This is a genomic window from Klebsiella sp. Q2 (assembly GCF_009900705.1).
In the GTDB taxonomy this organism is placed as follows: Bacteria; Pseudomonadota; Gammaproteobacteria; order Enterobacterales; family Enterobacteriaceae; genus Klebsiella; species Klebsiella quasipneumoniae.
The window spans coordinates 121343-135208 of the sequence record NZ_JAAABE010000005.1; the positions used below are offsets into that span (position 1 = coordinate 121343).

General features: G+C 56.7%; 10 protein-coding genes. 3 read left to right on the forward strand and 7 right to left on the reverse strand.

All coding sequences use genetic code 11. From position 1 onward, the window contains the following. Positions 1-9 precede the first annotated feature (9 nt). Both GT756_RS19520 and GT756_RS19525 read right to left on the reverse strand, forming a co-directional pair. The gene (locus GT756_RS19520; RefSeq protein ID WP_049115155.1) at positions 10-1959 is read right to left on the reverse strand and encodes a glycoside hydrolase family 127 protein; all 1950 of its coding nucleotides are present in this window, start codon (positions 1957-1959) and stop codon (positions 10-12) included. Between the two features lie 9 nt (positions 1960-1968). After that, the gene (locus GT756_RS19525; RefSeq protein WP_048293888.1) at positions 1969-3369 is read right to left on the reverse strand and encodes an MFS transporter; all 1401 of its coding nucleotides are present in this window, start codon (positions 3367-3369) and stop codon (positions 1969-1971) included. Between the two features lie 251 nt (positions 3370-3620). On the opposite strand from GT756_RS19525, the gene GT756_RS19530 reads away from it, so the two are divergent. Both GT756_RS19530 and GT756_RS19535 read left to right on the forward strand, forming a co-directional pair. Beyond that, positions 3621-4436 (forward strand): helix-turn-helix domain-containing protein, encoded by an 816-nt coding sequence (locus GT756_RS19530; protein WP_004205028.1) that lies wholly within the window; start codon positions 3621-3623, stop codon positions 4434-4436. A gap of 110 nt (positions 4437-4546) precedes the next feature. Next, on the forward strand, positions 4547-5032 hold the full coding sequence (locus GT756_RS19535) for a 4Fe-4S dicluster domain-containing protein (RefSeq protein WP_004205027.1): 486 nt from the start codon (positions 4547-4549) through the stop codon (positions 5030-5032). Positions 5033-5074: 42 nt separating this feature from the next. Here GT756_RS19535 and avtA read toward each other — a convergent pair whose 3' ends face one another. Then, a complete protein-coding gene (avtA, locus tag GT756_RS19540) occupies positions 5075-6331 on the reverse strand; it encodes a valine--pyruvate transaminase (RefSeq protein WP_004205026.1) in 1257 nt (418 codons plus the stop codon). A 167-nt stretch (positions 6332-6498) separates the two neighbouring features. Further along, the gene (locus GT756_RS19545) at positions 6499-8532 is read right to left on the reverse strand and encodes an alpha-amylase (RefSeq protein ID WP_160125013.1); all 2034 of its coding nucleotides are present in this window, start codon (positions 8530-8532) and stop codon (positions 6499-6501) included. Between the two features lie 313 nt (positions 8533-8845). Between GT756_RS19545 and GT756_RS19550 the strand changes: the two genes are divergently transcribed. Next, on the forward strand, positions 8846-9664 hold the full coding sequence (locus GT756_RS19550; RefSeq protein WP_017900030.1) for a protein bax: 819 nt from the start codon (positions 8846-8848) through the stop codon (positions 9662-9664). A 61-nt stretch (positions 9665-9725) separates the two neighbouring features. Here GT756_RS19550 and xylR read toward each other — a convergent pair whose 3' ends face one another. The 3 genes from xylR to GT756_RS19565 all read right to left on the reverse strand — a co-directional run bounded on the left by xylR (position 9726) and on the right by GT756_RS19565 (position 13838). Next, entirely contained in the window at positions 9726-10904 is a 1179-nt protein-coding gene (gene xylR / locus GT756_RS19555) for a D-xylose utilization transcriptional activator XylR (protein ID WP_004205023.1), read from the reverse strand. 233 nt (positions 10905-11137) lie between these two features. After that, positions 11138-12319 carry a xylose ABC transporter permease XylH gene (xylH, locus tag GT756_RS19560; RefSeq protein ID WP_017900029.1) on the reverse strand — a complete coding sequence of 394 codons (1182 nt, stop codon included), beginning with the start codon at positions 12317-12319 and terminating at the stop codon, positions 11138-11140. Next, positions 12297-13838, reverse strand: coding sequence for a xylose ABC transporter ATP-binding protein (locus tag GT756_RS19565; RefSeq protein ID WP_017900028.1), 1542 nt, complete (start codon positions 13836-13838; stop codon positions 12297-12299). The genes xylH and GT756_RS19565 overlap by 23 nt, the downstream gene beginning before the upstream one ends. Between the last annotated feature and the right edge of the window lie 28 nt (positions 13839-13866).

A 13866-nucleotide genomic window follows, 5' to 3' on the forward strand; every position in this document is an offset into this window, starting at 1 on the left:
TGCCGGGCCTTATTCGGCTTCCCGTACCCAGATACGCATTTCGCCTTCTCCGCGGTTTGCCCAGCTAAACCAGGGAATAAAGGTCAGCGTCTGTGAATGGGGGGTGGCCAGCGGGTGATCGTAGCTCCAGAGATTCTGCGCGTCGGCGTTTTCTGCATGTTTTCTGTAGCCTGGAGCCTGAATCAACATGTTGCGAGCAAACAGCCCCTTTCCTTCAAACACCGTGAACCTGGCATCGCGTGGCAGCAGCAGGTTATGCAGCGCTTCGCCGTTATCAGCTTGTTCGAGACAATAGACCAGTGGACCGCGCTGCAGCGCGACCTGGCCTGCCTGGTGACGAACAAGCGGATTGCCATATACCCGGCGAACCGGCATCGGCAAGGTAAGCATCAGGGTGTCACCTTCCTGCCAGAGATGATGGATATGCAGATAGCCCTGGCGAATATCCTGCGTGACCGGCGCGCCGTTCAGGGTGATGTGCGGACCCTCGCACCAGTCAGGTAGACGCAGCGCCAGCGTATGGTTCACTGTTGACGGTGATTCGATGACAATTTTGACCTGTTCCCGCCAGGGATAGTCACCGCTGATACGCAGGCGTAACGTCTTTTCCCCAACCGGGATCTCGACCTGATTGCCGACATAGAGATTGATATACAACGCCTCCTCGCGTGGCGTGTAGATATAATGCCCCAGTGAGGTCAGAAGACGAGCGATATTCGGTGGGCAGCAGGCACAGCCGAACCAACGCTGACGAACAGGCTTAACATGGTCATAAATATGATTGAATTTTAAAGACTTAGGCTGCACTTCCAAGGGGTTGACGTAAAAGAAATGTTTACCGTCCAGCGCCATACCGCCCAGAACGGTATTGTACAGCGCGCGCTCCATTACATCAGCATATTGGCTGTCGGCTTCCAGTTCCAGCATGCGGCGCGCGAACATCATCAGCCCGATAGAGGCGCAGCTTTCCGCATAAACGGTATCATTCGGCAGGTCGTAATCGCTGCTGAAGGCTTCCCCGCTGCTCTGTGAGCCAATGCCGCCCGTAATATACAGCTGACGCTGGACCATGTTTTTCCATAACCGCAGGCAATCCTGGCGTTTGCCTTCGTTCTTGCTCAGGCGCGCAAGGTGCGCTACGCCGGCCATTAAATAAACAAAGCGAACCGCGTGACCCACAGCGGTGGTCTGTTCGGCAAGCGGCAAATGCGCCTGGCTGTAGGGTTTATCCATCACCATCCACGCCGGCCCATAGGTATTCCAGAAGGAAGTTTTGCCGCGTTTTTCATACTCGATGTCATAGAAATGCGGCTGTGTCCCACGCTGTTCAACGAAGTAATTAGCCAGCGCCATATAGCGTGGTTCCTGAGTCACATCGTACAAACGCATTAACGCCAGCTCTATTTCAGGGTGTCCCGGGTAGCCGTGCAGTTGATTGTCGTCGGGACCAAACACGCTGTCGATATGATCGGCGAGGCGACATGCCACCTCCAGCAGGCGGCGTTTACTGGTCGCCTGGAAGAATGCCACCCCAGCCTCAATCAGGTGACCGGCACAGTACAATTCATGGCATTCGGCGAGATTGGTCCAGCGTTCCCCGGGCGCTTTCACCGTAAAATAGGTGTTCAGATAACCATCTTCACATTGCGCGGCGGCAATCAGTTCAATCACCTCGTCGGCGGTTTTTTCCAGTTCCGCATCTGGCTTCTGGCACAATGACCAGGCGACGGCCTCCAGCCATTTCGCCACATCGCTATCCTGGAACACCATTCCGTAGAATTCTCCTGCCTGCTGACCTGCGGCGATACGGAAGTTTTCTATCGCATGGCTGGGCTCAGCCTCGGCGATCCGGTCATTGAGGGCCTCCCACTGGTAGGGAATGACGACATCACGCACCAGTTGCTGATACTGACCCAGAAACGGATCGTTAACTTTCAGTTTGTGCAGATCGACTTCCATGATTTCTCCTTAAGACTGAACGTGACGTGCGCGCAGATCGGCTGCAATACGCGACATCATGGGATTGTTGAGCTTGCAGGCGCGGATAGCGAAGGCCAGCAACAGATGGAACAGCGCGGGCAGCAGGGTTTCCATCGCCGTGATCCCCGATAGTGAGGATGGAGTCTGGTTGCTGGCGCCGGGTTGATAAGCGACGTAGATAAATACCAGGCTGATAATGCCCGCACTGGAGGCCCATGCCAGCTTGATAAAGAACAGGTTGAAAGCAAAGTTCATCCCCGACGAACGGACACCCGTCTTCCATTCGCCATAATCATCAGAGAAGGCCATCAACGAAAAATGCAGCGGTAGGGTAAAGCCCAGGATGATGCCATTGCCGAGAATGACCGCCAGCCACAGCGTTTGCCAGGACGGACCGGTGGGCAGGAACCACATTCCGACCGCCAGTAAGGCCAGTACCACATTGGTGTAGTAATAGAGCTTGACGGTATCAACGTGGCGCGACAGCCAATTGACGATCGCGGCGCCCAGAATCGAGGAAAAGGTGACCATGGTGAAAAACAGCGATGTATAGCCAGTAGAGCCGCCGAGTACATAGGTAATGAAGTACATGTAGCCGCCACCGCGAATGTTAAACACGTTGATCAACAGGAATGACATCGCCAGCATGAGTAACAGCTGATCGTTTTTACGCAGACCGGCGATATGTTCGCGCAGGGTGAATTTGCCGAGCATCTCCAGGGAAACACGCTCACGTACCCAGAAAAAGCAGCACAGAAACATCACCGCCGCGATGGCGCACAGTACGCCGACACCATACTGATAACCCTGGGCGGTATTCCCCTGACCGAGCGCTTTTACCAACCACGGCAGGCCCACGGAGACCAGGAATCCTGCCACGCCGCATAGTACAAAGCGCCATGCCTGGCAGGAGATCACCTCGCTATGGCGAGTGGTCATCGTATTAATGAGCGCGCAGTAAGGGACGTTAATCGCGGTATAGCTGACTGAAAGCAGCAGGTAAGTGCCGAAGGCCCAGGCGATTTTTACCCCCATGCCGGCATCCGGCACGGTAAAGGTCAGCACGCCGATCGCTGCAATAGGAACCGCAATCCATAGCTGCCAGGGGCGAAAACGTCCCCATCGGCTTTGGGTCCGATCGGCGAGGACGCCCATGATCGGATCGGAAATAGCATCAAACACGCGCAGCGCAAGGAACAGAGTACCGACCAGCGCCGGGGTGAGCCCAAAGACGTCAGTATAGAAAAAAGTGAGAAAGTTCATGATCAGGCAGGTGATGACCGTGCCACCGGCGTCGCCCAGACCATAGCCTATTTTTTCACGGAGAGATAATTTGTCGTCCTGCATGTGCTTCGTGAGGTCGCTTGTCGTAATCGGAGCCGTAGTCATAAATAACTCCCGAAGATAATGTTCAGAATTATTCCGCTGTCTGGCCGGCGGACATTTTTTGTCTTTTGCAAATACATTAATTATTTTGCACCGAATAAACGAGGCAACAAGGGAAGGGAAAAGTATAAAAAGAGAACGATTCCGACTTTGTCATAAAAGTGTGATTCCGATCCGGAAAGGCGTTAATTTATGATTAATAATCAGTTGGAAAGAGATGTTTTATCGTTTCGTTAGCGGAAAATTAAATATATATGCTTGAATTATCCATGTCTCTTCCGATTCGCGTACAAAATGGCGGCTTATTTATTTCCCGTGGCGTCGGCAGCCATCCGGCGCGTAAACTGCAATCCTGGGAAATTATTTTTGTCGAAAAGGGAACGTTAACGATTTGCGAAGAGGATGAAATATTTAACGTTAATGCAGGGGAAAGTTTATTGCTGTGGCCAGAACGTTCTCATGTTGGGGTGGGGGAATTTCCCGCCGACCTGAAATTTTATTGGCTGCATTTTGAAGTACTGACGGAGAGTGTCCGGTCTCTGCCGCCAGCGCTGCTTAACGTTCCGCAACATACCCGCGTCAGCGATCCACAATACATTATTTCGCTGTTTCGCCAGTTTCTTCGTGAACAGGAGAACATTCACCGCAGCCTGGCGCTGGAGCTCCTGTTATTGCTGATACTGCAGCAGATTGCTGCGGCGGCAAGCGAAAAACCGGACGACAGTCCCGGCGCTGCGCTGGCCTGGAAAGCGCAGCAGATCATCCATACCCGTTACCACTTGCCTGTTTCAGCCTCGACGCTGGCGAAAGAGCTGCACTGTAATGCGGACTATTTAGGACGCGTGTATCGTCACGTTTTCCGCGTGACGTTGACCGAAGCGATCCATCGTCAGCGGGTCAGAGCGGCGGAAAAGCTGTTGATCAGCGATTCACTGTCGTTGACCGAAGTCGCGGGTCAGTGTGGCTTTAATGACGTCGGTTATTTTCGCAAGATCTTTCGTAAGCACACCAGCCTCACGCCTGCCGCCTGGAAGCGCCGCTACTGTAAGGAGCACATTAATTCAGCGTAATGAAAAATCAGTTGTGCTAGTGACTAAAAACAGCGCTGATTCCATTCAGGATCAAAGCGCGGGCAGGGACTATTCTGGCACCCTGCGGTTTTATCCCCAGGGAGCAGAGGATGAACCGGTTTCTTATTGCTAATGCCCAACAGTGTATTGGCTGTCGTACCTGTGAAGTGGCCTGCGCGGTGGCGCACCAGCAGGCGCAGGATGTGTCCATGCTGTCGACAAGCCATTTCGCGCCGCGGATCCGGGTGGTGAAAAGCGGCGAGATATCAACGGCGACGGCCTGTCGGCAGTGTGAGGATGCGCCCTGCGCCAGCGTCTGCCCGCAGGGGGCGATTCGTCTGGAGGAGGACGTCTGGTGGGTCGATCAGCGCCGCTGCATCGGCTGTAAAAGCTGCATGGTGGCCTGCCCGTACGGCGCGATGACCGTCACGGTGGTGAACCAGCAGGCGCAGGCGCTGAAATGCGATTTATGCCACCACCGCGCCGAGGGGCCGGCCTGCGTAGCCGCCTGCCCGACGCAGGCGCTGCGGGTGATGGCTCCCGCGGAGCTGGAGGCGCTATGCGCGCAAAAACGCCAGCGGCTGGCGCTGGCGTGAGCGGGTCCGCCGACGGACGTTACCCGTCAGCAGCGTCAGGAATTACGCTTCCTGTTCGCGCCAGGCGAATTCAACCTCTTCGGCGAGAATTTTCACCCCGGCCTCGATTTTTTGCGGGTCCGGCACATAGTTCATGCGCATGCACTGGTGGGTATGCGGCCACGGTTTATCGAGTCCTGGGAAGAAGTAATCCCCCGGCACCATCAGCACGCCGCGCTTTTTCAGCCGCTGATACAGCAGCTCTGTGGAGATCGGCAGATCCTTAAACCACAGCCAGAGGAAGATCGCCCCCTCCGGTTTGTGAATAAGGCAGCGCTCCTCCGGCAGATAGCGGCGAATAATGGCGATGGTCTCCTGCACCCGCTGGTAATAGAAGGGTTTGATCACTGTCTCTGACAGGCGCAGCAGATCCTGACGTTTAATCATTTCACACATCATTGCCGGCCCGATACCGCCGGGCGCGAGGCTGATAATGCCGTTCATGTTGCTGATGGCGGTAATGATTTTCTCGTTGGCGATGATAATCCCGCAGCGGCTGCCCGGCAGGCCGAGCTTGGACAGGCTCATACACAGCACGATGTTCGGATTCCACAGCGGTCGGGCGTTGCTGAAGATTATGCCCGGGAACGGCACGCCGTAGGCGTTATCAATCACCAGCGGGACCCCGTGCTGATTCGCCAGCGCATCCAGTTTGATCAGCTCTTCATCAGTGATGACGTTGCCGGTCGGGTTGGTGGGACGCGAGACGCAGATCATCCCGGTCTCCTCCGTCACCTGCAGATGCTCAAAATCAACGTGGTACTTGAACTGGCCTTCCGGCAGCAGTTCGATATTCGGCCGGGTGGCAACGAACAGATCCTCTTCCAGGCCGGCATCGGCATAGCCGATATATTCCGGCGTCAGCGGGAACAGCACCTTGCGGGTGGTACCATCTGCCCGACGCCCTGCGAACAGATTAAATAAGTAGAAAAATGCGCTCTGACTGCCGTTTGTTAGCGCAATATTCTGTGGTTCTATCTCCCAGCCCAGTTCGTCGCGCAGCATCTTCGCCAGCAGGCTCAGCAGCTCGCTCTTGCCCTGCGGACCATCATAATTACAAAGCGCATCAAGGGCTTTGCCATTATCCAGCATATCGGAGAGCAACTGCTGGAAGTAGTCATTCATCTCCGGGATCTGAGCGGGGTTGCCGCCGCCCAGCATAATAGCGCCCGGCGTGCGCAGACCGTCATTAAGGTCTTCCATCAGGCGGGTAATGCCTGAATGACGGGTGAATTTGTCGCCGAAAAGGGAAAATGTCATCGCGAATCGTCTGTCGGTGGTTCTGGAAAGTGGCTAACCATAACGCCAGCGCCAGCGTGGTGCAAATCGAAGGGAAGAGGGGTATTTTTGTTTTTATCCTGTGAATCGATATTTTATCAGCGTATTGTTCTGAATGGCTCCCCGCCGGGCAGGGAGCCACTCCTGTATTACTGCTGTTGTCCGGCCCAGATGACCATCACTTTGTCTTCACCGCTCTCGCGCACGAATCCGTAACCCCGCGGCATCGACAGCGTTGTCTGTTTGCCCATGCCGATCGCCGGATGGCGCGCGCGGAACTGGCCAATCTTCTGCCAGTGGGTAACGCTGCGGGCCGCTTTACCGTTAACATCCTGCCAGTTCATCTCTGAACGGGTGCCCTGCAGCGGGTCCGAGCCGGTGGGGCCGAACGGGCGCGACGACTCGTCACCATAGAAGATCTGCACGGCGCCAGGGGCCAGCAGCAGCAGCTCTGCCGCCGTGGTGCCACCTTCGCGGAACAGCCTCGTATCGTGTGAGGAGAGGTAGCTCAGCACGTTAAAGCTCTGCAGCTTGTCCGCCATTTGCTGCCAGGTGAGGTCAATGTTGGCCATGCAGGTCGCCGCTTTCGCCGCCTGGTCCTGATAGTCGAAATTGATCATCGCATCAAAACCGTGGCGATAGTAATCGCTCTCCATCACCCCGTGTCCCCAGGCTTCCCCGGTCATCCAGAACGGCGCCGCATCCAGCGCTTTATCCGGATTGGCTTTTTTCCACTCCGCCAGCGCGGCGGTGGCCTGGGTTTTTAACTGCTGCCAGGCATCCATCTCCACATGTTTAGCGGTATCGACGCGGAAGCCGTCGATGCCGTAGTCGCGCACCCACTGGCTCAGCCAGTGCATCAGGTAGTCGCGCGGCGTATAGCCCGGGATCGCCTTCGCCGCAGTGTCCGGTTTATGGCTATAGAAGTTCGGCAGGCCCGACGCCTCCTTCGATTCGGTTTTCAGGTCCGGCAGGAAGGCCAGCGACATGGTGAGGTCGTCATAGCCCGGGTTGTCGTAATCGCCGATATCGGTGCGGATCCACTTCTTACCCCACCATTTCTCCCAACCGGCCTTGTCGCTGAAGTTGATATAGTCGTTAAAGCTGTGCCAGGTCTGGCCCGCGCCGGGCTTCCAGTCCGTCCAGCGCTCGCCGAGGGTTTTTTTCAGCTCATCCCCTTGCAGATACAGGGAGCCGAACTGGAACTCCTGCATGTCGGCCAGGGTGGCGTAACCGGTATGGTTCATCACCACGTCGAACAGAATACGTATTCCGCGCTTATGCGCTTCATCCACCAGCCGGCGGAGATCCGCTTCGGTCCCCATGTTGGCGTCCAGTTTCGACCAGTCCTGAGTGTAATAGCCGTGGTAGGCGTAGTGCGGGAAATCGCCTTTCGTCCCACCGCCGACCCAGCCGTGGATCTGCTCGAGCGGGGAGCTGATCCACAGGGCATTGACCCCCATCTGCTGCAGATAATCCAGCTTGCTGGTTAATCCCTGCAGGTCGCCGCCGTGGAAGGTGCCTATCTCCTGCATGCCGTCTTTATGTCGGCCATAGCTATTGTCGTTGGCCGGGTTACCGTTCACGAAGCGGTCGGTCAGGACGAAGTAGACGGTGGCGTTGTGCCAGTCGAACGGCGCCGGCGCGGCCGTCTCGGCGCGCTCAAGCAGCAGCAGGCCATTGCTGCCGAAGGCGGGCTGCAGAGTGATTTTGCCGCCGCTGACAGTCGCGACATTGCCGCTGTAAAAATCGCGAACCTTACTGCCCTCGGCGAAGGTTTTGCTAACGTCGATGGTCAGAGGTTTTCCATCCCACTTCGGACACTGGCGGATCTGCGGCGCCGCGGCGCTGGCCTCTTTTTCCTCCAGCGAAATCATCATCGTCGGCGTGCCGGAGCGGGTATCCACCTCCAGGGTATACAGACCCTGGCGGAAGATGCGCCATTGCGGCGGCGTGCCGCGACAGGGTTCCATGGAGAGCATCTGGTTGAGCTTAATGCCGCCGGAAGGCTGCCAGCACTGTTGGTCAAAATTTAGCTGCAGGGGACGTGTACCCTTCTCAACCACTTTCTGGCTGATGAAGCGGCCCGTCCCTTCTTCGGTGAAAGCAGGGAAGTCGGCAGTGGTCCAGGCGGCAAAGGCCATCCCAGGCACGAATAACGTGGCAAGCGCAGCGAGTTTCATTGCGGGATCCTTGAGCGGTTTTTATCTAGTGTGCCTTGTTGCCGCAAGGGTGAACTCCTCCCGGCGGACGTTTTACCAGGAGGATGAAAAGGGGTGAGTGACACCGCTCAAAAAATAGGCTAAAAATGAGACGAAGCTAGCATTTTCGCGCTGGCGATGCGGCGCAGAAACCGATTTCAGATGACAGCAATTCGGAATTGGACTATTTCTGTTGATGCCCTCAGTGCGTATTTTTGATACTATTAGCGATTCAGCTATCGTTTTTTTGTGAAAAACAAGGTGTTGGAATGCATATATCCGACCAGGAGACCTGATGATATCGAATCCCATACGACGATATGGGGCCGCCATACTTATGTTACTAACCTGCGTCTTTTCAGGTAGTGTGTTGGCAACAACGCACACAGCAACAAAGAGTCATAAAGCCCCAACGGTTAAGAAGATCAGTAGTACTAAGGTAAGCAGTAAACAAGAGTATTCTCGCAATAGTGTAAAGAGCAGTTCACTTCCTGACTTGCGAAAATACCCTTCCGGAACACCAAGGAAAAAAGCGTTTCTCCGGACGGTCATGCCTTATATTACCAAGCAGAATCAGGCGATTACTGCGGATCGTAACTGGCTTGTTTCCAAGCAGTACGATGCTCGCTGGTCGCCGAGCGAAAAGGCGCGCCTGAAAGATATCGCGACGCGTTACAAGGTGAAGTGGTCAGGCAATACGCGTCATGTGCCATGGAACGCGCTGCTTGAGCGTGTCGACATTATTCCGAACAGCATGGTTGCGACCATGGCGGCGGCGGAAAGTGGCTGGGGTACCTCTAAGCTGGCGCGTGAGAACAACAATCTGTTCGGCATGAAGTGCGGCGCTGGTCGCTGCCGCGGCGCGATGAAAGGCTACTCGCAGTTTGAGTCGGTGGAGCAGTCGGTGCAGGCTTACGTCACCAACCTGAACACCCACCCGGCCTATTCCTCTTTCCGCAAATCGCGCCTGCAGCTGCGTAAGGCGGATCAGGAAGTAACGGCCAGCACCATGATTCATAAGCTGAAGGGGTATTCGACCAAAGGGTCGAGCTACAACAACTATCTCTTCGCGATGTATCAGGATAACCAGCGGTTAATTGCCGCGCACATGTAATGTGCTTATCTACGTCATTATTAATGCCCGGCGCGCAAGCCCGGGCATTTTTCTTTGCTCTCTACATCATGACTTCACTGTGCCGGTCACGGTACTCTTTCGGCGTCACGTCGTACTCCTTCTTAAACACCGAATAGAAATATTGCAGCGACGGGTAGCCGCACATCTGCGAAATCTCATTGATCGACAGGCTGGTGGACACCAGCAGGCTGCGCGCCTTTTCCAGTTTCTCGCTGTGGATCACCGTGTGGATGGTCTCCCCCACTTCCTCTTTAAAGCGTTTCTCCAGGTTGGAGCGTGAAATGCCGACGGCGTCGAGCACCTGCTCCACCTTGATGCCTTTGCAGGCGTTGTTGCGAATGTAATGCATCGCCTGAATCACGGAGGGGTCGTTTAACGACCGGTAGTCGGTGGAGCGTCGCTCAACGACGCGCATCGGCGGGATCAGCTGGCGCTGCAGCGGGAGCGCCTCGTTATTCAGCAGCCGGTGGAGTAATTTTGCCGCCTGATAACCCATCTGGCGGGTGCCCTGGGCGACGGAGGAGAGGGCGACGCGAGAGAGATAGCGGGTCAGCTCTTCGTTATCGATGCCAATAACGCACAGTTTCTCTGGCACCGGGATATGCAGCAGCTCGCAGGCCTGCAGGACGTGGCGGGCGCGGGCGTCGGTGACGGCGATGATGCCGGTTTGCGGCGGCAGCGTTTGCAACCAGTCGGCGAGCCGGTTTTGCGCGTGCTGCCAGTTTTCCGGCGCCGTCTCCAGCCCCTGGTAGACCACGCCGCGATACTTCTCCTTCGCCACCAACTGGCAGAAGGCGTACTCGCGCTCTACTGCCCAGCGTTTACCGCTGGAGGTGGGGAGTCCGTAAAACGCGAAGCGGTGTACTCCTTTTTCCTTCAGATGAAGAAAGGCGCTTTCCACCAGCGCGGCGTTGTCCGTGGCGATATAGTGGACCGGCGGGTACTGCTCTGGCTGATGATAAGAGCCGCCGACGCCGACGATGGGGACGTTGACATCGGCCAGTAGCTTTTCGATTTCGGGATCGTCATAGTCGGCGATAACGCCATCGCCTAACCACTCTTTGATGTTTTCGATTCGCGCCCGAAAATCCTCTTCAATAAAGATATCCCACTCCAGCTGGGAGGCCTGCAGATACTCGCCGACACCCTCAACCACCTGACGGTCATAAGCTTTGTTGGCGTTGAATAACAGCGTAATACGGTGACGCTTTTCAAACATAGATGATGTTCCTGCTCTAACCCCGGTCATACCCCTTCATTCATGATGTTGCCGATGGCCTGGCTTTCTCATTCACCCCGGCCACGTACGCGATACGCGGCCGGGATGCGCCGTCTGCAACCCGAATGCTGTTGGGTATACACTACCGGCTAATGCCCGAGATATTTCAAGCGCCTTATGGCGAAGTTTGGCGGTAGCGCAAAGAATTCAGACATTCTTCAGAGAGCGCTTCCTTACGCGCGCCGCTTGGTGGCGGAGTCCATCCACACCGCCAGCAGCAAAATGGCGCCTTTGACGATATATTGCCAGAAGGTGGCGACGTCCATCATGCTCATGCCGTTATCCAGGGCCGACATAATAAACGCCCCCATTACCGCCCCGGCGACGCTGCCGATCCCGCCCGCCAGGCTGGTGCCGCCGATAACGCAGGCGGCGATGGCGTCCAGTTCGGCGATGTTGCCCGCCGAGGGCGACCCCGCGCCGAGGCGCGAGCTGAGGATCAGTCCGGCAATGGCGACCATCAGGCCGTTAATGGCAAACACCGCCAGCTTGGTGCGCTCGACGTTAATCCCGGACAGGCGTGCCGCCTCCAGGTTGCCGCCGATGGCGTAGATGCGGCGGCCAAAGGCGGTACGAGTGGCCATGAACAGCCCTGCCAGCAGCAGGGCGGCGAGGATCAGTACCGGCGTCGGCACACCGCGATAGTCATTGAGCAGCCAGATTGCGCCCAGCACAATCACCGCGGTAATGGCCTGGCGGCCAACGGCGGCGGTGGAAGACGCGGTCGCGAGACCTAACGCCTGCCGGCGCATCCGTCCGCGCCACTGCCAGATAATGAACGCCGCCATGCCGACAACGCCGATGCCAAAGCCAATGCCATCTGGCAGGTAGCTTTGGCCGATCTGCGCCATCGCCGGGCTGGTGGGCGAGACGGTGGTCCCGTTGGTGATGCCGATCAGAATGCCGCGAAACGCCAGCATCCCGGCGAGGGTGACGATAAACGAGGGAACCTTACGATAGGCCACCCACCATCCGTTCCACGCGCCGAGCAGCAGGCCCATCACCAGCGTCACCAGAATGGTGAGCGGCAGCGGCCAGCCGAGCCAGACGTCAAAGATCGCTGCCGCGCCGCCGAGAAGCCCCATCATCGAGCCGACGGACAGGTCGATTTCTGCCGAAATAATCACAAACACCATGCCGACGGCGAGGATGCCGGTGATGGCCGTCTGGCGCAGCAGGTTGGAGATATTGCGTGCGCTCAGGTAGGCGCCATCGGTAACCCAGGTGAAAAACAGCATAATGACGACGATCGCGGCGATCATCACGAAGACCTGGAGGTTAAGCCCCTTCAGCGCCGGCAGGGCGGTAGGGGCGGTTGGAGTAAGTTTGATTTCAGACGACGTGTTCTTCGACATGGCGTTCGCTCCTCAGCGCGGCTTCCATCACCTGTTCCTGGGTCAGATGTTGATTAACCAAATTGGCTTTTAGCCTGCCTTCGTGCATGACCAGCACCCGATCGCTAAGACCAAGCACCTCGGGCAGTTCGGATGAAATGACAATGACCGCGATGCCCTGCTGCACCAGCTGGTTAATCAGTTTATAAATTTCATACTTCGCCCCGATATCGATGCCGCGGGTGGGTTCGTCGAGGATCAGAATGCGCGGATTAAGCAGCAGACAGCGGGCCAGAATCGCCTTTTGCTGGTTGCCACCGCTCAGGCGGCCAATCGCCAGCTCCGGCGAGGAGGTTTTAATTTTCAATCGCTGAATGGACTGCTCAATACAGTGCTGCTCGGCGGCGTCGTCCAGGCTGCTCATCGCGCCGGTGAACTGGCTGAGCGCTGCCAGGGTAATGTTCTTACCTACCGCCATTACCGGCACGATACCGTCTTTTTTGCGGTCTTCCGGCACCATGGCGATGCCGTGGCCAATGGCCTGCTGACAGTTAGTGATGCTGACCGGCTGGCCATCAATAAAAATCTCCCCCTGCCAGCGCCCCGGCCAGACGCCGAACAGGCACTGCACCGCCTCGGTCCGTCCGGCGCCGACCAGCCCGGCGATGCCGAGGATTTCCCCGCGACGCAGGGAAAACGAGACGTCGTTGACCCGTTTAATATGACGGTTTACCGGGTGCCAGGCGGTCAAGTGTTCGACCCGCAGGATCTCCTCGCCGTGGGCGTGCGGTTCGCTGGGATAGAGCGCGGTGAGCTCCCGGCCAACCATCATGGTGATGATGTCGTCTTCGCTCATGCCGCTGGCGTCGCGAGTGCCGATGTGCTGGCCGTCGCGGATCACGCAGATTGTATCGGAGATCGCTTTGACCTCATTGAGCTTGTGCGAAATATAGATGCAGGCGATATCGTGGTTTTGCAGATCGCGAACGATCGCCAGCAGCGTCGCGGTCTCTTGTTCGGTTAAGGAGGCGGTCGGTTCGTCGAGGATCAGCAGGCGAACCTGTTTATTCAGCGCCTTGGCGATCTCCACCAGCTGCTGCTGACCGAGGCCGAGGTCGCCGACGCGGGTGTCGGGCGAAATGGGCAGATTGACCTGCGCCAGCAGCTTCTGGCAGCGCAGCGTCATGGTTTCATAATCCAGCAGACCGTGGCGGGAGATCTCGGCGCCGAGGAAAATGTTCTCCAGCACGGTGAGATGTTTCACCAGCGCCAGCTCCTGATGAATAATGGCGATGCCTTTGCGTTCGGTATCGCGAATATGGTTTGCCTGCAGCGTTTCGCCGGCAAAAATAATCTCCCCCTCATAGCTTCCGTGCGGATAGATACCGCACAGCACTTTCATCAGCGTCGATTTTCCCGAACCATTTTCACCGCATAACGAGACCACCTCGCCAGCGTTCAGGCGCAGGCTGACATTATCCACGGCCTTAACGGCGCCGAAGGTTTTGGTGATGTTCTTCATTTCGAGTAGCCAGGCCATAAAGACTCCGAAAAGTGATATCCGGCGG

Coding starts and splice junctions, on each gene's coding strand:
- GT756_RS19530 (WP_004205028.1), top strand. CDS start 3,621: ATGCTTGAATTATCCATGTCTCTTCCGATTCGCGTACAAAATGGCGGC.
- avtA (WP_004205026.1), bottom strand. CDS start 6,331: ATGACATTTTCCCTTTTCGGCGACAAATTCACCCGTCATTCAGGCATT.
- GT756_RS19525 (WP_048293888.1), bottom strand. CDS start 3,369: ATGACTACGGCTCCGATTACGACAAGCGACCTCACGAAGCACATGCAG.
- xylH (WP_017900029.1), bottom strand. CDS start 12,319: ATGTCGAAGAACACGTCGTCTGAAATCAAACTTACTCCAACCGCCCCT.
- GT756_RS19550 (WP_017900030.1), top strand. CDS start 8,846: ATGATATCGAATCCCATACGACGATATGGGGCCGCCATACTTATGTTA.
- xylR (WP_004205023.1), bottom strand. CDS start 10,904: ATGTTTGAAAAGCGTCACCGTATTACGCTGTTATTCAACGCCAACAAA.
- GT756_RS19545 (WP_160125013.1), bottom strand. CDS start 8,532: ATGAAACTCGCTGCGCTTGCCACGTTATTCGTGCCTGGGATGGCCTTT.
- GT756_RS19535 (WP_004205027.1), top strand. CDS start 4,547: ATGAACCGGTTTCTTATTGCTAATGCCCAACAGTGTATTGGCTGTCGT.
- GT756_RS19520 (WP_049115155.1), bottom strand. CDS start 1,959: ATGGAAGTCGATCTGCACAAACTGAAAGTTAACGATCCGTTTCTGGGT.
- GT756_RS19565 (WP_017900028.1), bottom strand. CDS start 13,838: ATGGCCTGGCTACTCGAAATGAAGAACATCACCAAAACCTTCGGCGCC.